This is a genomic window from Pseudomonas sp. B40(2017) (assembly GCF_002112855.1).
Taxonomy (GTDB): Bacteria; Pseudomonadota; Gammaproteobacteria; order Pseudomonadales; family Pseudomonadaceae; genus Aquipseudomonas; species Aquipseudomonas pharyngis.
Genome location: NZ_NEIT01000003.1, coordinates 94,523 through 110,956, shown reverse-complemented (window position 1 = coordinate 110,956; position 16,434 = coordinate 94,523). Strand labels below are relative to the sequence as shown.

Genomic DNA, 16,434 nt, shown 5'->3' with positions numbered 1-16,434 from the left:
CAACACTCTCGTCCCGATCAAGGAAGGAGTGGCCCGTGAGCCCCGTCGATATTTTCCGCATGTTGTCGCTGGCCGCCATCTGGGGCGCGAGCTTCCTGTTCATGCGCATCATCGCTCCTGCGATCGGTACGGTTCCGACCGGATTCTTCCGCGTTTCCATCGCCGCCGTCGGCTTGCTGGTGATCCTCGGGCTGATGCGCATCAGCTGGGATTTCAAAGGCAAACTCAAGACCGTGATGATGCTCGGCGTGATCAACTCCGGCGTGCCGGCGACGCTGTATTCGGTCGCCGCCCAGGTGCTGCCGGCCGGTTATTCGGCGATCTTCAATGCCACCACGCCATTGATGGGCGTGTTGATTGGCGGTTTGTTCTTCAGTGAAAAACTGACGTTGGCCAAACTCGCCGGGGTGTTCCTCGGCCTGCTCGGGGTGGGTGTGCTGACCCGCGCCGGCCCGGTCGCGTTCGATCTGCACTTGCTGATGGGCGCGGTGGCCTGCCTGCTCGCAACCACCTGTTATGGCTTCGCCGGGTTCCTCGCCCGACGCTGGCTGGATCAGGCCGGCGGCCTCGACAGCCGTCTGTCGGCGCTGGGCAGCATGCTCGGTGCAACCCTTTTTCTGTTGCCGCTGTTCGGTTACAGCGTCATCACTGCGCCGCCGGTGAGCTGGGGTGGCTGGAATGTCTGGCTGTCGCTGCTGGGCCTTGGGCTGGGCTGCACTGCGTTTGCCTACATCATTTACTTCCGCCTGTTGAGCTCCATCGGGCCGGTGAAATCGATGACCGTGACCTTCATGATTCCGCCGTTCGGCGTGTTGTGGGGGGCGCTGTTTCTCGATGAGCCGCTGTCGATGGCCCACGTGTATGGCGGGGTGTTGATCGCCATTGCGCTGTGGCTGGTGCTGAAACCTGCAAAGCCTCTGAAAATGGATCAGAAAGAGATCACACAATGAAATCCGACAGCAGCACATTCACGTATCGCAAACTCTCTGCCGCACCTTGTAACAAGATAATCATTCTTAAGTCGCTTCGAGAAGAAGATCCCGACACTGCCGATTATCTTTACCGGCACATCACTGAAAGTGTGAATCCCGAAAGGATTCGCAAAGGAGAAGCCGCCGCAGCTCCGGTAGTTGAGCGGCTCGAGAGCAAACGTCACCTGTTCGACAAGCTAGAGGCAATAAGGCTCGCTTGTTTAAAGGGAACCGCTCCGATTATTCATCTCGAAACACATGGCTGTGAAGGTCAGGGGCTGGTCATTTTCCCAAGACAAGCAGATCCGGAAATTGTGACCTGGGAGGAGTTGATTGAAATATTTCGCGATATCAACATCGCCTGTAATGGAAACCTGACCGTTATTCTTGCGGCCTGTCATTCCTTCGAGATGGAGAAAGAAAGCGTCAAGCAACAACGACCGTCCCCTTTTTTTGCATTCATCGGTTACGAAAAGAAAATACTGCCATGTGATATTGAGCGGGATCTCGCTTTTCTCTACGACTCTCTGTTACTGGAGAGCACGCTGCCTTCGGAAAAAGACAGCACGATGGAGAAGTACAAGCTTTACACCGAAGACTCCCTGGTCCTGAGCTTTATTGGTGTCTTGCTTAGTAACCTGTCCTCACCAGGATCTGCGGAAGGGCTGATACCAACATTTGAACAATTTTCAGCGCCTCCCTACCCGCTCGCTCATCTGCCTATCGAAAAGCAAATTCAGATATTCGAGGAAAGCCTGAAAAGCGAACAGACTGTGCTTCGAATAGTCGAGACGTTTATGCAGAACAAAGAAAATGCCGAGCTTCTTAAACAAGACATCCGCAAGCATTTTCTAACGCACTTTCCCGCTGTCGAGGGCGACTCACTTAAGCCATTCGAGCAGCTTGGCATGTAACGCCTCGGCTTCGAAATAGTTACAGTGGTTGACCTGCTCACCAGTGAACAACAAGGAATCCACCGGCAGAAGGACAGACTCATGACATCCTTCAGAGGGAACGACCAAATCATTATCGGCGGAAAAAAACCTGTCGATGGCAGCGTCTTTGAAGCGAGCCAGCATTCCTCCAGCAATTGGTGCACGGAAGACCGCTCCGACCGTATACCAGTCGATCAAGTGACTGCCACTAGAAGCCTTTGCTAACAACGGATGTGCAGGTTCCATGGCTGCCAGCCCAGGTAATCCCTGCGTCAATCCGCTACCAATAACCTTGACCAGACACAGCAAACCTTCCAGAAACACGGTAACTGAGGTGTCCGGCATTATTTTCAGACATGACGTATGGGCATTAAGGAAAGACGTCCAGTGCTGAATATCTGCCAGAGGCGTCCCTCGATTCGGCGTCCCTACAAGACACACCTTTTCAATTTTCAACCTCGCCTCGACTCTCTCGCTTAACTCTCGAGCTAAAAGACCACCGCGACTGTGGCTGACGATGTCGAAGACATTGTCACCGACGACATGCGCAGGAAGCTGCTCTATCAGCCAGTCGACGTTTTCCTGCGGACTTTCAGATAAAGATGGGTGAGCCAAGGCAATTACTCGGCCGGCATACTTCTCCATCAATGCTTGGAAGGCAGGCTTGCCCAGCCAGCCATTGAACCCGACCGTCGGTGTACTGAACGTACCGTGTATCAGCAAAAGCGCAGGGCCGGCACCAAAATTCTTCCAGTCAGGCAAAGTGCATGTGCCATCTGACTGTACCTGTAAAAGTTCATACGGCCGATGACGTTGCTCCCACTGACTGGTCAATGCCTTGGCAGCCTTGCCAACCACGGGATCGGTGATCCAGCTGATAATACTGACCAGGCTACGCATCGTCTTCGTGACAACGCCTCGACTGCCCGCTCCTGACGCAGGACTGCTGGCCACAAGGGTAAATACTTGCTCTTGTGGTGACACTTGATTCGGAAAAATCCAAGTTGATAAACCGCGCTCGTCCGTTTGAAGAATTGCGTAGCTATTCCCCGCCTTGAACGGAACGATCAACTGCGCGTCATCCCCGCCAGCGTTTCGAGTGCCGGCCTGCGAGACTGGTCCGGGAGTCAGTACCAGATCCAACTGCGCAACGACGATTATTTCCGCATCGAGAGACGCTGAGTGCAGAGGAAGTGATTTCACGCCCATGCGAGTCGCTGTGCCCGAAGTACGCATTGTGACCTCGCCCGTATACCCGCGAGCCCGCAAGCTGAATAACGTACCGTTGAGTTTTTCCGGCTGAAACGAACCTCGCAGTGTTGTTTTCATAGATCCGATTCTTTGCGATTGATACGAAGTTGGGTCATCCGTAACGAAGGATGCCCATAAAAGATGTACGCCAGATGAGTTATGTGTCCGCCGTCGCGCGCCATTGCACGGATCTCACGGAAGGTTTCCCCGACGGTCTGACCCTGCGTAAGCGTGTTGCAATAAAATTTTTCGGCCACTTGCAGGGCAACTTCGTCCTGCACCGCCCACAGTGGTGCAATGAATGCCTGTGTGCCAGCATCCACGAATGCGCCTGGAAATCCGCTTAGAAAGCCAAGTTGCTGACCTGCTGTTCCAACCTGGCAAGCATTGAGAAAGACTGCGGAGAATCTCGGCAGACCATTTTCACGAACCCCGGCAAAATGGTAAGGCGAAAGGATCTGTTCATCCTCAAGGCACAAGGCCTGCGTTTGCGAAGCTACATCGCTGTATCCGTGTAATGCGACATGGGCAAGATGTCCGCTAAGTCTAGGTTTTTGCTCCAGCCACTCCTCAACTGCTGGCAATCGCGCTTCAATACTTTGCCCGTTGAAATCACGACTCAACATATCTCGCTCTTTCAAAGCGTGCACAAGCGGACTCTGTGATGGATGGTTTTCGTAATCACTCGCCAGGACGCTGACATGGTTGATCATAATTTTTGACATAGGCCCCGAGGAATCACGGGCACTCCACCACCGCCCCAAATGTGACAACTCGCCGAGAAACCCGGCAACTTTGAAAGGTGAGTCATCTTCCACGAAGGATGCCAACTCCCAGGGAACATAGGGCTCGTCTGTCATCAGCAAAATGCTTGGCATCCTCCCGTCTGCAAAAGCAGGTAGCAGTACTTCGCTTCTGATTGCGAGGGGGATCAATTTGGATATGACCCGGCCAATCCCCGTCAGGTGCGCGTAAGCGCCCTTTCCACTGGGCGATCCGAATACACCCTGAAAATTCGACAGTTGCATGCCAAATATCTGAGGCTGCTCCAACCAAACCGAAAAGGGGCCTTTGTGCAGTGAACCCGGCACCCACGCACTCCACGCCACGTAGTCAGGTTTCTCCCTCTGGACCCAGAGCACAATATCAACGGCCTCCAGGTTAGCTGGATTAGCAAGGGGAAGAACGGAAACCGACGCTACAGGCGCAGGAAGCGTGGACGATTCGTCATCGCTGATCCGGTGGCTGCGCACGGCCAGTTTCTTAACAATGTTGCCGACCAGTTTATTACGGAAAAAATAATTCGCACGCAAGATCAGTTCTTTGATTCCTGCGCAAGGACGTAAACTGAAAACATGCTCAGCAGCCATATCAAGCTCAAGCTCGACCATCGATAAACCGTCGATTTCGGCACCGTCGGCGCTGACGAAAACCGTAAGCTTCTCACCAGGACTGGCATCGTCGATCTCAATACGTTTTTGCTCGCTCGCGTCGGCATCAGGTGCAGTTGAAAATCCAACAGAGAACTGCAGTGGTTGTTCGTGAATAGCATCGCCAAAGGGCGTAATTCGCGGATGGGCAACAAAAGGACTCGCTCTTTCCGGGGGGGAAATTACGGGAGGTCCATAAGAGAATTTAACCCGCTCGGATTCCCACGTGCGGATAGAATCGTTGGGACTCGGAAAGTCGCGGAAGGCCCTGGTGAGATCACGACGTTTATCCAAAGTACGGGGTTTGGTGTCCAGGCCCGGGTCATAAACGCTGACTACCCGATCATATTCAATCAGTACACGCAAGCGAGATGTCAGTCGCCGCACAGAATCGTATTCGGCGACTGGCACGGATTGGGGAGTGCCGAACCAGTACTGGATAAACTTTTTAAGACTCCAATTTATAAACGACCGGGGGCCAAAGACCTCGTTCCCTTTGAACTCTTTCATTGCCAGAAAGCGAATAAATTCTGGGATCTTCAATGGAGACTGCGTGAGTGATCGTTCCCACTTGCGCTTCTCGAGTGTTCCGAGCGTCGTTCGCTCAAGCAGGACAGCGGTCAATGCGCTACGCACGAGCAACTGAACCCGGCCGCCATGTTGCAGACGATCACCCAGGATGATGTAGTCGCTGACTGGATTGGCCAAAACCTGAAGCAAATCTGACGGAGAACTATCCAGTTGAAGCGTGCTGAATTTTTTACTCAAATATGAAGGACTGAAGAACATTCCGCTTCCCTGCTTATGACAACGGCGATCGAACTCACTGTGATATGAAGCCCGCAAATGACGAGCATCAGCTTTTTTCAGCGACTCTCGACACCCTATTCATGACCATATTGCCACTACCCGTTATCAATCAGCGAGTGATCTTTTTTCTACATCTTTACGGAGCGAAAGTTGGCGGGCTGGTCCGGCCCGCTGGTAAAATCTCGGCCCGGACCAGCCTGAATCAAGCTCCCCGACGGAACACGAACACCAGACCGACGATGATCAACAGCATCCCCAGCACGCTCAGCGCCGCCAGGCGATTGCCGAAGATCAGATAGTCCATCACCGCCGTCACGGCCGGCACCAGATAGAACAGGCTGGTGACATTCACCAGATTGCCCCGGGCGATCAGTCGATACAGCAGCAACGTCGCCAGCACGGAAACCACCAGCCCCATCCACAACACCGGCACGATGAAGCCGGCGCTGTGCTCAAAGTGGAACGGCTGGAACGGCACGAAGATCCCGCACAGCAGCAGACCCGCCAGGTACTGCACCGGCAGCGTGCCGAGGGGATTGTCGGTGATGCGCTTCTGCATGATCGAACCGAAGGTCATGCTCGCCAGCGCCAGCAGCCCGAACAACATCCCCGCCAGCGACATTCCGGCCAGACCGATGCCCTGGTAAACCACCATGATCAGACCGGCCAATCCCAACGCCAGACCAAACATTCGGCTCGCCGAACGCTGCCGCTCCATGAGCACCACCGTCAGGATCGGTTGCACGCCCATGATGGTCGCCATCACCCCGGGCGTGACCTTCAGGTCCAGCGCCAGCAGATAGAAGATCTGATAAGCCCCCAACAACACCACCCCGGTGGCCATCGCGTACAGCATCGGCTTGCCGCCCTTGGGCAACTTCAACTTGAGCAACGGCACCAGCAGCACCAGCCCGCACAGGGCAATGACAAACCGGATCAGCAGAAAGGCGAAGGGTGAAGCGTGGGCCAGCCCCCACTTGGAGAAGATCGCCCCGCTGCTCCACAGCAGAACGAACAGGCTCGTGGACGCCGCCGCGAGCGCGGACTTTTTCGAAAGGATAAACATGAATACCACCTGTAGTCAGGCCAATAGCCAACTCAGCCGAAGCTGAAATTCAGTAGGTTTTTTCAGGCGGGCACAGGGGTCAGCAGATAACGCTGATCAGCCCGAAACACCAACGCCCGGCGGTGATACGACTGCGCACACCGGCGTGCTACTGACAGGTGGAGGGTAATGACTGATCTGCACAGGCTGCTGATTCCCGCACGGCACGACGCCAGCGTTGACCGCTGAATCGACTACCGCGTTGATGAGGGATGCAGGCATCTGGGCTGATCTTTTTTGAAGGGTTGGACAATGAGTCGCGCGACTCACGAGCGCCGACTATAACCAGCGCGGGACATGGATTGCAATGAATTGGACAAGGGGCCAGTAGCGACAGGCAGGAGGCAGGCGCATAGGCTCGTTTGCAATTGCAACGACCATTGATGGGGGACATGGAATGCGCGAGATCATATGCCAAGGGAACGGAATCATCTGCGGTATCAGTTGTACAAATCGCAAGCCAGGAAGCTTGCCCGCCTTGCCACGACTCAACTCCAGATTGACCTGGAGATGGCTGGTCCCACAACGCTTGACCTTTCGAAAGTACGTTTCGAACCCATCGACTCGTTGGCGCTGAGTGCTTTTGAGTGTTGGGAGAGCCCACATTTTTCATGGGAAGAAGTCATTGGATGGAAAGCGCGCGAACCTCTCGCTCTCGACATCGCAATCTGGTTTGAATCTGAACTGTGCGGACTTTGCTTCGCCAACCCGAATAAAAGTCGACAACGCATCCGAATCGTACGACTGGAGGGGCGGCCAAGAGAAACACATCCATTGAAAAACCGTGTTGCACCGCTATCCGTTCTGGCAATTGAGCAATACGCCCGCATCATTGGCAGTAGCTTGATCGAAGCTCAAGAACCATTCCAGGGAGCAATACCAATTTACGAACAACTCGGCTTCGGTTTGGATAACGAGGGTCGCCTTGTCAAAACAGTAGGGAGCCTAGTATTGTGAAAAACGCTCAAATATTGATCAACCACGGTGTGAATATGCGCAAAGAAATAAAAAAATCCCCCAGAAAGAAAAAAGCGCATGCAATAAGGGGTGAATCTGATCCGGCGGTTTTGACAGCCAGTCAAAGACGGCTCTTACAGATCATTGCAACCGGCACCGCTATCGATGAACCAAGCTTACTTGCTGGCCGTCCCTGATTCCGAAAACAAAAAACCGCTCAAACGAGCGGTTTTTTATGCTTTTAATTCCAGCCTCAACCAAACAGCCAATACCCCAGCACCGTCAACACCACCACCGCCAGTACCGGCCGCATCACGCGGTAGGCTTTTGGATTACGGCGTTTCCACTGCTTGACCTTACCGCTGAACTTGTCGCTGAAGTTCTTGCTCCAGGCGTAAGCCTGGTTGATCCCGCCGACACGCTCGTCGTCGAGGTTCTGCGGTGCCGTGGCACGGCCCAGCCAGGCGCTGATGAAGCGGTTGATGCGGGTCATCAGGCGGCTGCTCAGCGGCCGCTCGATGTCGCAGAACAGGATGACGCGGGTCTGTTCGGTTTCGTTCTTGACCCAATGCACGTAGGTCTCGTCGAACATCACGTCTTCACCGTCGCGCCAGGCGTAGACCTGACCGTCGACGAAGATTCGGCAATCGTCGGAGTTTGGCGTTGACAGACCCAGGTGATAACGCAGGGAGCCGGCGAACGGATCGCGGTGCGGGTTCAAATGGCTGCCGCCCGGCAACAGCGCGAACATCGCGCCTTTGACGTTGGGGATGGCACTGACCAGCGCCACGGTTTTCGGGCACAGGGTTTCGGCCGATGGCAGCGGTTTGTCGTACCACTTGAGGTAGAAACGCTTCCAGCCTTTCTTGAAGAACGAGCCGAAACCGGCGTCGTTGTTCTTCTCGGCGGCACGAATATAACCCTCGTCGAACAGATGCATGGCTTCGTCGCGAATGGTTTCCCAGTTATCGCGCAACACGTCCAGCTCCGGAAACTTGCTGCGGTCCAGATACGGCTTGGACGGCACGCCCGAGAACAGGTACATCAAGGCGTTATACGGGGCGAACAGCGCCGAGTGGTTGACGAACTGCCGCAGCACCGGCAAACGCGCCTTGCCGCGCAAATGCACGTAGAGGATGCTGCCCACAAACAGCAGCAACACCGACACCTTGGCGGCTAACGAAAAGGTCATCAACAACTCCTTGAAATAAGACAACGCCACGCCATGTCATTTACCCGAGATGGCGGCCGGCCATGATAAACACTACCGGCTCCGGGAAAAACCCGCCCGACCCAACATTCAGTGTTAAGAATTGCGCAACAAAGCACTTATTAACATAACGATCCTGAACCCTGGCTGACCTGAATCAACGCGCCCCCTTACTGCTGGTTCTCCTGATCGGTGAACAGATCACTGAACAGCATGCTCGACAGATAACGCTCACCGGAGTCGGGCAGCACCACCACAATGGTCTTGCCCTGCATTTCCGGGGTCTCCGCCAGACGCACCGCCACCGACATGGCCGCACCGCAGGAAATCCCGCACAGGATCCCCTCTTCCTGCATCAGGCGCAGGGCCATGGCCTTGGACTCGTCATCCGTCACCAGCTCGACCCGGTCAACCATCGACAGATCAAGGTTCTTCGGCACAAAACCGGCGCCGATGCCCTGAATCTTGTGCGGGCTCGGCTTGATTTCTTGACCTGCCAGCGCCTGGGTAATCACCGGCGAAGACACCGGTTCCACCGCCACCGACAGAATCGGTTTGCCCGCCGTATTCTTGATATACCGCGACACACCGGTAATGGTTCCACCGGTGCCGACCCCTGCGACCAGCACATCGATGGCACCATCAGTGTCGTTCCATATTTCCGGGCCAGTGGTCTTTTCATGAATGGCTGGGTTGGCCGGGTTATCGAACTGGGCCGGCATGAAGTATTTGCCCGCGTCACTGGCTACGATTTCGTTGGCCTTTTCGATAGCGCCTTTCATGCCCTTGGCTGGCTCGGTCAGCACCAGCTCGGCGCCCAGCGCCTTGAGCACCTTGCGTCGCTCGATGCTCATCGAGGCCGGCATGGTCAGCAGCAACTTGTAGCCGCGCGCGGCCGCCACGAAGGCCAGGCCGATGCCGGTGTTGCCGGAGGTCGGCTCGACGATGGTCATGCCCGGCTTGAGTTTGCCGCTGCTTTCGGCGTCCCAGATCATGTTGGCGCCGATCCGGCACTTGACCGAGTAGCCCGGGTTGCGACCTTCGATCTTGGCCAGAATGGTCACGCCACGGGGCGCGATGCGGTTGATCTGCACCAGCGGCGTGTTGCCGATGGAATGGGCGTTGTCAGCAAAAATACGGCTCATGGCTGGGTCCTTGTGCAGCGTTGAATTCAGCTCTCCAAGGTAAGCCTGTTGCTCTTGTCAGTCCAGTCGGGCCGAACGTCTGCGGCAGGCGGCAGTCAATCGCTTTATACCGTTCGGAATTTGCTGCCATGAAGCGTCGCTACCGTTGGCCATTGTGGATTTTCGCCACTCTCGTTGTATTACTGGTCGTCCTGCACATCGCCCTGCCCTACCTCGTGCGCGACTATCTGAATGACAAGCTGGCCAACATGGGCGACTACCGCGGCCAGATCACTGACGTGGACCTGGCGCTCTGGCGCGGGGCCTACAAGATCAATGGCCTGAAAATCGTCAAGGCCGACGGCAAGGTGCCGGTGCCGTTCGTCGATGCGCCGGTTATCGACCTGTCTGTCAGTTGGCACTCGCTTTGGTACGACCATGCTGTCGTGGCACAGGTGAAATTCTTTAAACCTCAGGTGAACTTCGTCGATGGTGGTGCCAACAAGCAGAACTCCCAGACCGGTCAGGGCACCGACTGGCGTGAGCAACTGGGCAAACTGTTGCCTATCACGCTCGACGAAGTGCAGATCAGCGATGGGCGGATCAGCTTTCGCAACTTCAACTCCAAACCACCGGTAAACATGAATGCAACCAACGTCGACGCCAGCATTTACAACCTGACCAACGTGGTCGACAAGGAGGGCAAACGCGACGCTCGCTTCGAAGGCAAGGCTCTGCTGCTGGGACATGCCCCGCTGGAAACCACAGCCACCTTCGACCCCTTGAGCAATTTCGAAGACTTCGAATTTCGCCTGCGGGCCCGCGACATCGAACTCAAGCGCATGAACGATTTCGCCTCGGCCTACGGCAAATTCGACTTCAACGCCGGCCACGGCGACGTGGTCATCGAAGCCGCCGCCAACAAGGGCCAGCTCAAGGGCTACATCAAACCGCTGCTGCGCGACGTGGACGTGTTCAACTGGCAGCAAGATGTCGAGAACAAGAACAAGGGGATCTTCCGCTCGATCTGGGAAGCACTGGTCGGCGGCACGGAAACCGTGCTGAAAAACCAGGGCAAAAACCAGTTTGCCACCCGAGTCGAACTCAGCGGCAGCGTGCACCAGCAAGATATCAACGCGTTCGAAGCGTTTTTGCAGATTTTGCGCAACGGATTCATCCAGGCCTTCAATGCCCGGTATGAACGGCCGAAGCCGGACGCGGGCTAAGTTTTACGGTTGACGATGTAACGCCCGTTAACCTCTGCCGCGATCAGTGCAGGCTTCTCTTGCAACGAATCCCAACCCAGACAGGCCAGGGCCAATGATCGCGGCACCGCTTCCCGACCATTACTGTAGCGACTGATGCTGCGGGCGCTGACACCCAATGCTTCGGCCGCCTCATTCAACGGTAGTCCGGTGCGAGCGCGCCAATCCATGAAAATCCGTGTGTTTTCGTCCGGCGCATTTTGCGCGAGCGCGTCCCGATACAAGGTATCGGCACCAATCTGGATATCCGGTTCCAGCCACTCCACGCTCCAGCCGTCGTCACCCAACTCAGCGGTTGCAAACACTTCAGCGTCCAGTAGCGGAGCGAGCCCCGGATAGGTTTGCAGATCGCGGCTCAAGTCCAGGTTCAGCCGTTGGCCATCAATAAAGGTCAGCGACAGGCAAGCATCGCCAACAGCCTGCACTGCGGCCAATCGTGGCCGCTTCATGGGTAACATCGTTTCCAGTCCTCCAGCAATTGCGTCTGATGGGCCGAAACCCACGCCAACGCTTCCTTGACGATCAGTGGCGGTGCCTTGCCCATCATGACCTCGACGGTTTCCAGGCTCAGCATCACATCCACTCCACCACCGGTCAGGTGAACATGGGGTGGCGGGTGATCCTTCTCGCGCAACTGAATGCGGTATTTTTCGCGAAATCGGTATTTGGTAGTCATGCCCGAAGGCTATCGCCAAATCGGCGATACCTGGAATACTGGCCTCGTGCCGAAACTGAGTCAACATGTGACGCCCCATTCAGAGACTGAATAAGCCGTCTGCGTTCACAGTCGACCGGGCCGCGCGTTATAGTCGGGCATCCGATTATTTCGCCCCCGCCCTGCCCGTTCAGGTCGGCGTTACCGTTCGAGGATTAGCAGATGAAGTTCGAAGGCACCCAGGCCTACGTCGCCACCGATGACCTGAAGCTGGCGGTCAACGCCGCCATCACCCTGGAGCGGCCGCTGCTGGTCAAGGGCGAACCGGGCACCGGCAAGACCATGCTCGCCGAGCAGCTGGCCGAATCGTTCGGCGCCAAGCTGATCACCTGGCACATCAAGTCCACCACCAAGGCCCATCAGGGCCTGTACGAGTACGATGCGGTCAGCCGTCTGCGCGACTCGCAACTGGGCAATGAAAAAGTCCACGATGTGCGCAACTACCTGAAGAAGGGCAAGCTCTGGGAAGCGTTTGAGTCCGAAGAGCGCGTCATTCTGCTGATCGACGAAATCGACAAGGCCGACATCGAGTTCCCCAACGATCTGCTGCAAGAACTCGACAAGATGGAGTTCTACGTTTACGAGATCGACGAGACCATCAAGGCCAAGAAACGTCCGATCATCATCATTACCTCCAACAACGAGAAAGAGCTGCCGGACGCGTTCCTGCGCCGCTGCTTCTTCCACTACATCGCCTTCCCCGACCGCACCACCCTGCAGAAAATCGTCGATGTTCACTACCCGGACATCAAGAAGGACCTGGTCAGCGAAGCGCTGGACGTGTTCTTCGACGTGCGCAAAGTGCCGGGCCTGAAGAAGAAGCCTTCGACCTCCGAGCTGGTGGACTGGCTGAAACTGCTGATGGCCGACAACATCGGCGAAGCGGTGCTGCGCGAACGCGATCCGACCAAAGCCATCCCGCCGCTGGCCGGTGCGCTGGTGAAGAACGAACAGGACGTGCAACTGCTGGAACGTCTGGCGTTCATGAGCCGTCGCGGCACCCGCTAAGAGGCTGATGCCATGTTGCTCAACCTGTTCAATGAAATGCGTGCAGCCAAGGTGCCGGTGTCGGTGCGCGAGCTGCTCGACCTGATCAACGCACTGAAACAGCGCGTGACCTTCGCCGACATGGACGAGTTCTACTACTTGTCGCGGGCGATTCTGGTGAAGGACGAACGGCATTTCGACAAGTTTGACCGTGCGTTCGGCGCCTACTTCAATGGCCTGGAAAAGCTCGACGATCACTTGCAGGCGCTGATCCCCGAAGACTGGCTGCGCAAGGAATTCGAGCGTTCGCTGAGCGACGAGGAACGTGCGCAGATCCAATCCCTCGGCGGTCTGGACAAGCTGATCGAAGAGTTCAAGAAACGTCTGGAAGAACAGAAGGAACGCCACGCCGGCGGCAACAAATGGATCGGCACCGGCGGCACCAGCCCGTTCGGCTCCGGTGGTTTCAACCCGGAAGGCATCCGGGTCGGCGATGCCGGCAAGCGCCAGGGCAAAGCGGTGAAAGTCTGGGATCAGCGCGAGTACAAGAACCTCGACGACTCCGTTGAACTGGGCACCCGTAACATCAAGGTCGCCCTGCGCCGCCTGCGCAAATTCGCGCGTCAGGGCGCGGCGGAAGAGCTGGATATCGACGGCACCATCGACCACACCGCCAAGGATGCCGGCCTGCTGAACATCCAGATGCGCCCGGAACGGCGCAACACGGTGAAGCTGTTGCTGCTGTTCGACATCGGCGGCTCGATGGACGCCCACGTGAAGATCTGCGAGGAACTGTTCTCGGCCTGCAAGACCGAGTTCAAGCATCTAGAGTACTTCTACTTCCACAACTTCATTTATGAATCGGTGTGGAAGAACAACATGCGCCGCACCTCCGAGCGCACCTCGACCCAGGACCTGCTGCACAAGTACGGCGCCGACTACAAAGTGATCTTCATCGGTGACGCCGCAATGGCACCTTATGAAATCACCCAGGCCGGCGGCAGCGTCGAGCACTGGAACGAAGAGCCGGGTTACGTGTGGATGCAGCGCTTCATGGAGAAGTACAAGAAGCTCATCTGGATCAATCCGTACCCGAAAGATACATGGGGCTACACCTCGTCGACCAACATCGTGCGGGATCTGATCGAGGACCAGATGTATCCGTTGACGTTGCGCGGGCTGGAAGAAGGGATGCGGTTTCTGTCCAAGTAATCCGCAATGGCTCCCCCGCCAGCGGCGGGGGAAACAATCAAAAGCGCTTCAGATATTCGACATGCTCCCGGTGTGCAACTTCTTGTACCACCGGGCGCAATCTGACCTTCGCCCCCGGCAGACACTGTGCCAGTCGAGCCAGCGCCAACGGCGTCAACGCGCCCAATCGCGGATAGCCGCCAATGGTCTGCCGATCATTGAGCAACACGATTGGCTGCCCGTCTGGCGGCACCTGCACCGCGCCCAGCGGAATGCCCTCGGAAATCATCGGTTTGCCCTGATACTGCAACGCCGTCCCCAGCAAGCGAATGCCCATTCGGTCCGCACGACTGTCCAGCGTCCAGGCACGGTTGAAGGCATCGAACAGGCTCTGCCCGCTGAACTGACCGATCTGCGCGCCCAGCACCAGATCGAGCGGTGCGTCGAGGCGCAGGTCCGGTCGATGCTCCGCTGGAACCTCACGCACCAACAGGGTTTCGCCCTGATAACTCAGCGAAGCGCCCTTGGCCAGCGGCAATCCAAAACCATCAAGACCGCCAAGCTCCTCACGCACCACTGTAGCACTGCTGCCCAGCACTTTCGGCGCACTGAAACCGCCGGGCGCCGCCAGATAGGCCCGCGCGCCCAGCAACGGCTGAGTGAACTTCAAGGTCTGCCCATTGCGCAGCTTGAAACTGCGCCACGGCGCCAACGCCTCGCCGTCGATCTGCGCGCCAAGATCGGCACCCGCCAATGCCAGCAAGCAATCTTCTTCAGCCACCACTGTGAACCCGCCGAGGGTGATTTCGATCACCGGCAAGTCCAAGCCATTGCCCAGCAGCCAGTTGGCCCACGCCATCGACCGCCAGTCCGCCGCGCCGCCCTGAGTCACGCCCAGATGGCGTACGCCAAACCGTCCGGCATCCTGCAACAGGCACAACGGCGTGCTCGCTTCAATCGTCAGTCGGCTCATGCCAAGGCCTCCAGAGGCGTGTCGTCACCACCGAGGCGGATGAATTCGGCGTGGCTCACTGCTTCAAAACGCACGGTATCCCCGGGCTGCATGAGGCTGTAGCCATCGCGTTCACGGTCGAACAGTTTTGCCGGTGTGCGACCGATCAGATTCCAGCCACCGGGAGACACCACCGGATACGCGGCCGTCTGCCGCTCGGCGATGCCGACGCTGCCGGCGGCGACTTTCTTGCGTGGGGTATTCAGACGTGGTGCCGCGAGAATTTCTTCCACCAGCCCCATGAACGCGAAACCCGGCGCAAAGCCTAGGGCGAACACCTGATATTCACGAGCACTGTGACGGCGGATCACTTCTTCCACCGCCAAACCGCTGCGTTGTGACAGCAGACTCAATTCCGGTCCGACGCTCAGGTCGTACCACACCGGTAGCACATGACACTGGCCGCCGGTGCGCGCGTTCGGCGACAGGTCGATCAGCGCTTCGGCGATCAACTCCCGCGCCTGATTCGGGCTCAACGCGGTCAGATCGTAATGCACCATCAACGTGGTGTACGACGGCACCAGATCGATCAAATGCTCGCCGAACACCGCGCGCAGCCGCTCACTGGCGGCGAGCATCCACGGCATGTTGGCTTCGGCGATTTCATCGAACAGGCGCAGCATCAGGCAATCCAGTGCCACCACTTCCACTCGCGGATTCATGGCGCGCTCTGCTCGTTCAAAGCCTGACGAATGCGCTGCACGGCCGCCACAGAACTGGCGTTGTCGCCATGTACGCACAGCGTGTTGGCTTGCAGGTGCAGCGCGCTGCCGTCGCTGGCGGTGAGGCTTTCGCCACGGGCGATGGTCAGCGCCTGCCCGATGATGGTTTCGGAATCGTGATGCACCGCGCCCGGCAGTTGTCGCGAAACCAGTCGGCCGGCGCTGTCGTAGGCGCGGTCGGCGAAGGCTTCGAACCACAGGCTCACGCCGTATTCGTCGCCAAGCTGTTGCGCGGCCGTGTTATCGCGGGTGGCCATCAGCATCAGCGGCAGGCTGCGATCGTAAGCCGCGACGGCCTGAATCACCGCCCGCAACTGCGCCGGGTTGGCCATCATGTCGTTGTACATCGCGCCGTGGGGTTTGACGTAACTGACCCGCCCGCCTTGGGCACGACAAATGCCGTCGAGGGCGCCGATCTGGTAATGCAGGATGTCTTGCAGCTCCTGAGCGGTGTAGGCCATGGAACGCCGGCCAAACCCCACCAGATCCTGATAGGCCGGATGCGCGCCGATCTGCACGCCGTGGCTCAGGGCCAGGCTGACGGTCTTGCGCATGATGCTCGGGTCGCCGGCGTGGAAACCGCAGGCAATGTTGGCGCAGTCGATGAAGGGCATGACTTCCGCATCCAGACCCATGGTCCAGCTGCCGAAGCTCTCGCCGATGTCACAGTTCAATAGCAGGCGGCTCACGGTGAACACTCCTGTAGTTCTTTTCTTTTTTTGCTGTGGGACAGACAGTGTCCCGCAGGT

At 57.2% G+C, this 16,434-nt stretch carries 17 protein-coding genes; 7 read left to right on the top strand and 10 right to left on the bottom strand.

Annotated features, from left to right (window positions below; all coding sequences use genetic code 11):
- Positions 1–35 precede the first annotated feature (35 nt).
- Complete coding sequence (locus CAF76_RS07965) at positions 36–950, top strand: DMT family transporter (protein ID WP_085648578.1); 915 nt, start codon at positions 36–38, stop codon at positions 948–950.
- Positions 947–1,885, top strand: a complete 939-nt coding sequence (locus tag CAF76_RS07960) for a hypothetical protein (protein WP_085648579.1) — start codon at positions 947–949, stop codon at positions 1,883–1,885. Before CAF76_RS07965 ends, CAF76_RS07960 begins: the two co-directional genes overlap by 4 nt.
- Here the strand turns inward: CAF76_RS07960 and CAF76_RS07955 are convergent.
- The 3 genes from CAF76_RS07955 to CAF76_RS07945 all read right to left on the bottom strand — a co-directional run bounded on the left by CAF76_RS07955 (position 1,853) and on the right by CAF76_RS07945 (position 6,463).
- A complete protein-coding gene (locus tag CAF76_RS07955) occupies positions 1,853–3,235 on the bottom strand; it encodes a triacylglycerol lipase (protein ID WP_085648580.1) in 1,383 nt (460 codons plus the stop codon). The genes CAF76_RS07960 and CAF76_RS07955 overlap by 33 nt on opposite strands.
- Positions 3,232–5,376, bottom strand: coding sequence for a CHAT domain-containing protein (locus tag CAF76_RS07950; RefSeq protein WP_085648581.1), 2,145 nt, complete (start codon positions 5,374–5,376; stop codon positions 3,232–3,234). Before CAF76_RS07950 ends, CAF76_RS07955 begins: the two co-directional genes overlap by 4 nt.
- A gap of 223 nt (positions 5,377–5,599) precedes the next feature.
- Positions 5,600–6,463: a DMT family transporter gene (locus CAF76_RS07945; RefSeq protein ID WP_085648582.1), complete on the bottom strand. Its 864-nt coding sequence runs from the start codon at positions 6,461–6,463 to the stop codon at positions 5,600–5,602.
- Positions 6,464–6,913: 450 nt separating this feature from the next.
- Between CAF76_RS07945 and CAF76_RS07940 the strand changes: the two genes are divergently transcribed.
- Positions 6,914–7,459 (top strand): hypothetical protein, encoded by a 546-nt coding sequence (locus tag CAF76_RS07940; protein WP_039772608.1) that lies wholly within the window; start codon positions 6,914–6,916, stop codon positions 7,457–7,459.
- Positions 7,456–7,656, top strand: a complete 201-nt coding sequence (locus CAF76_RS07935) for a hypothetical protein (protein WP_074691111.1) — start codon at positions 7,456–7,458, stop codon at positions 7,654–7,656. Before CAF76_RS07940 ends, CAF76_RS07935 begins: the two co-directional genes overlap by 4 nt.
- A 56-nt stretch (positions 7,657–7,712) precedes the next feature.
- On the opposite strand, the gene CAF76_RS07930 is transcribed toward CAF76_RS07935, so the two are convergent.
- A complete protein-coding gene (locus tag CAF76_RS07930) occupies positions 7,713–8,651 on the bottom strand; it encodes an aspartyl/asparaginyl beta-hydroxylase domain-containing protein (protein ID WP_085648583.1) in 939 nt (312 codons plus the stop codon).
- 188 nt (positions 8,652–8,839) lie between these two features.
- Positions 8,840–9,814 (bottom strand): cysteine synthase A, encoded by a 975-nt coding sequence (gene cysK, locus CAF76_RS07925; protein ID WP_011332943.1) that lies wholly within the window; start codon positions 9,812–9,814, stop codon positions 8,840–8,842.
- Positions 9,815–9,942: 128 nt separating this feature from the next.
- Here cysK and CAF76_RS07920 point away from each other — a divergent pair, with 128 nt between their 5' ends.
- Complete coding sequence (locus CAF76_RS07920; protein WP_085648584.1) at positions 9,943–11,019, top strand: DUF748 domain-containing protein; 1,077 nt, start codon at positions 9,943–9,945, stop codon at positions 11,017–11,019.
- Here CAF76_RS07920 and CAF76_RS07915 read toward each other — a convergent pair.
- Positions 11,016–11,516, bottom strand: a complete 501-nt coding sequence (locus CAF76_RS07915) for a helix-turn-helix domain-containing protein (RefSeq protein WP_085611592.1) — start codon at positions 11,514–11,516, stop codon at positions 11,016–11,018. The genes CAF76_RS07920 and CAF76_RS07915 overlap by 4 nt on opposite strands.
- Positions 11,504–11,734, bottom strand: coding sequence for a DUF4160 domain-containing protein (locus tag CAF76_RS07910; RefSeq protein WP_064594177.1), 231 nt, complete (start codon positions 11,732–11,734; stop codon positions 11,504–11,506). The genes CAF76_RS07915 and CAF76_RS07910 overlap by 13 nt, the downstream gene beginning before the upstream one ends.
- A gap of 201 nt (positions 11,735–11,935) precedes the next feature.
- Here CAF76_RS07910 and CAF76_RS07905 point away from each other — a divergent pair, with 201 nt between their 5' ends.
- Both CAF76_RS07905 and CAF76_RS07900 read left to right on the top strand, forming a co-directional pair.
- Positions 11,936–12,781 carry a MoxR family ATPase gene (locus tag CAF76_RS07905; RefSeq protein WP_007911294.1) on the top strand — a complete coding sequence of 282 codons (846 nt, stop codon included), beginning with the start codon at positions 11,936–11,938 and terminating at the stop codon, positions 12,779–12,781.
- 12 nt (positions 12,782–12,793) lie between these two features.
- Positions 12,794–13,972 carry a VWA domain-containing protein gene (locus CAF76_RS07900; protein ID WP_016771218.1) on the top strand — a complete coding sequence of 393 codons (1,179 nt, stop codon included), beginning with the start codon at positions 12,794–12,796 and terminating at the stop codon, positions 13,970–13,972.
- Between the two features lie 37 nt (positions 13,973–14,009).
- On the opposite strand, the gene CAF76_RS07895 is transcribed toward CAF76_RS07900, so the two are convergent.
- The 3 genes from CAF76_RS07895 to CAF76_RS07885 are packed head-to-tail and all read right to left on the bottom strand — an operon-like array spanning position 14,010 to position 16,374.
- Positions 14,010–14,924, bottom strand: a complete 915-nt coding sequence (locus CAF76_RS07895; RefSeq protein WP_085648585.1) for a biotin-dependent carboxyltransferase family protein — start codon at positions 14,922–14,924, stop codon at positions 14,010–14,012.
- Positions 14,921–15,625 (bottom strand): allophanate hydrolase subunit 1, encoded by a 705-nt coding sequence (locus CAF76_RS07890; protein WP_085648586.1) that lies wholly within the window; start codon positions 15,623–15,625, stop codon positions 14,921–14,923. Before CAF76_RS07890 ends, CAF76_RS07895 begins: the two co-directional genes overlap by 4 nt.
- Entirely contained in the window at positions 15,622–16,374 is a 753-nt protein-coding gene (locus tag CAF76_RS07885; protein ID WP_085648640.1) for a 5-oxoprolinase subunit PxpA, read from the bottom strand. Before CAF76_RS07885 ends, CAF76_RS07890 begins: the two co-directional genes overlap by 4 nt.
- Positions 16,375–16,434 lie beyond the last annotated feature (60 nt).

What these genes read in the sequence shown, in the direction of transcription:
- CAF76_RS07960 (WP_085648579.1), top strand. Translation starts at nt 947, where the DNA reads ATGAAATCCGACAGCAGCACATTCACGTATCGCAAACTCTCTGCCGCA.
- CAF76_RS07955 (WP_085648580.1), bottom strand. Translation starts at nt 3,235, where the DNA reads ATGAAAACAACACTGCGAGGTTCGTTTCAGCCGGAAAAACTCAACGGT.
- CAF76_RS07950 (WP_085648581.1), bottom strand. Translation starts at nt 5,376, where the DNA reads ATGTTCTTCAGTCCTTCATATTTGAGTAAAAAATTCAGCACGCTTCAA.
- CAF76_RS07945 (WP_085648582.1), bottom strand. Translation starts at nt 6,463, where the DNA reads ATGTTTATCCTTTCGAAAAAGTCCGCGCTCGCGGCGGCGTCCACGAGC.
- CAF76_RS07940 (WP_039772608.1), top strand. Translation starts at nt 6,914, where the DNA reads ATGCCAAGGGAACGGAATCATCTGCGGTATCAGTTGTACAAATCGCAA.
- CAF76_RS07930 (WP_085648583.1), bottom strand. Translation starts at nt 8,651, where the DNA reads ATGACCTTTTCGTTAGCCGCCAAGGTGTCGGTGTTGCTGCTGTTTGTG.
- cysK (WP_011332943.1), bottom strand. Translation starts at nt 9,814, where the DNA reads ATGAGCCGTATTTTTGCTGACAACGCCCATTCCATCGGCAACACGCCG.
- CAF76_RS07920 (WP_085648584.1), top strand. Translation starts at nt 9,943, where the DNA reads ATGAAGCGTCGCTACCGTTGGCCATTGTGGATTTTCGCCACTCTCGTT.
- CAF76_RS07915 (WP_085611592.1), bottom strand. Translation starts at nt 11,516, where the DNA reads ATGTTACCCATGAAGCGGCCACGATTGGCCGCAGTGCAGGCTGTTGGC.
- CAF76_RS07910 (WP_064594177.1), bottom strand. Translation starts at nt 11,734, where the DNA reads ATGACTACCAAATACCGATTTCGCGAAAAATACCGCATTCAGTTGCGC.
- CAF76_RS07905 (WP_007911294.1), top strand. Translation starts at nt 11,936, where the DNA reads ATGAAGTTCGAAGGCACCCAGGCCTACGTCGCCACCGATGACCTGAAG.
- CAF76_RS07900 (WP_016771218.1), top strand. Translation starts at nt 12,794, where the DNA reads ATGTTGCTCAACCTGTTCAATGAAATGCGTGCAGCCAAGGTGCCGGTG.
- CAF76_RS07895 (WP_085648585.1), bottom strand. Translation starts at nt 14,924, where the DNA reads ATGAGCCGACTGACGATTGAAGCGAGCACGCCGTTGTGCCTGTTGCAG.
- CAF76_RS07890 (WP_085648586.1), bottom strand. Translation starts at nt 15,625, where the DNA reads ATGAATCCGCGAGTGGAAGTGGTGGCACTGGATTGCCTGATGCTGCGC.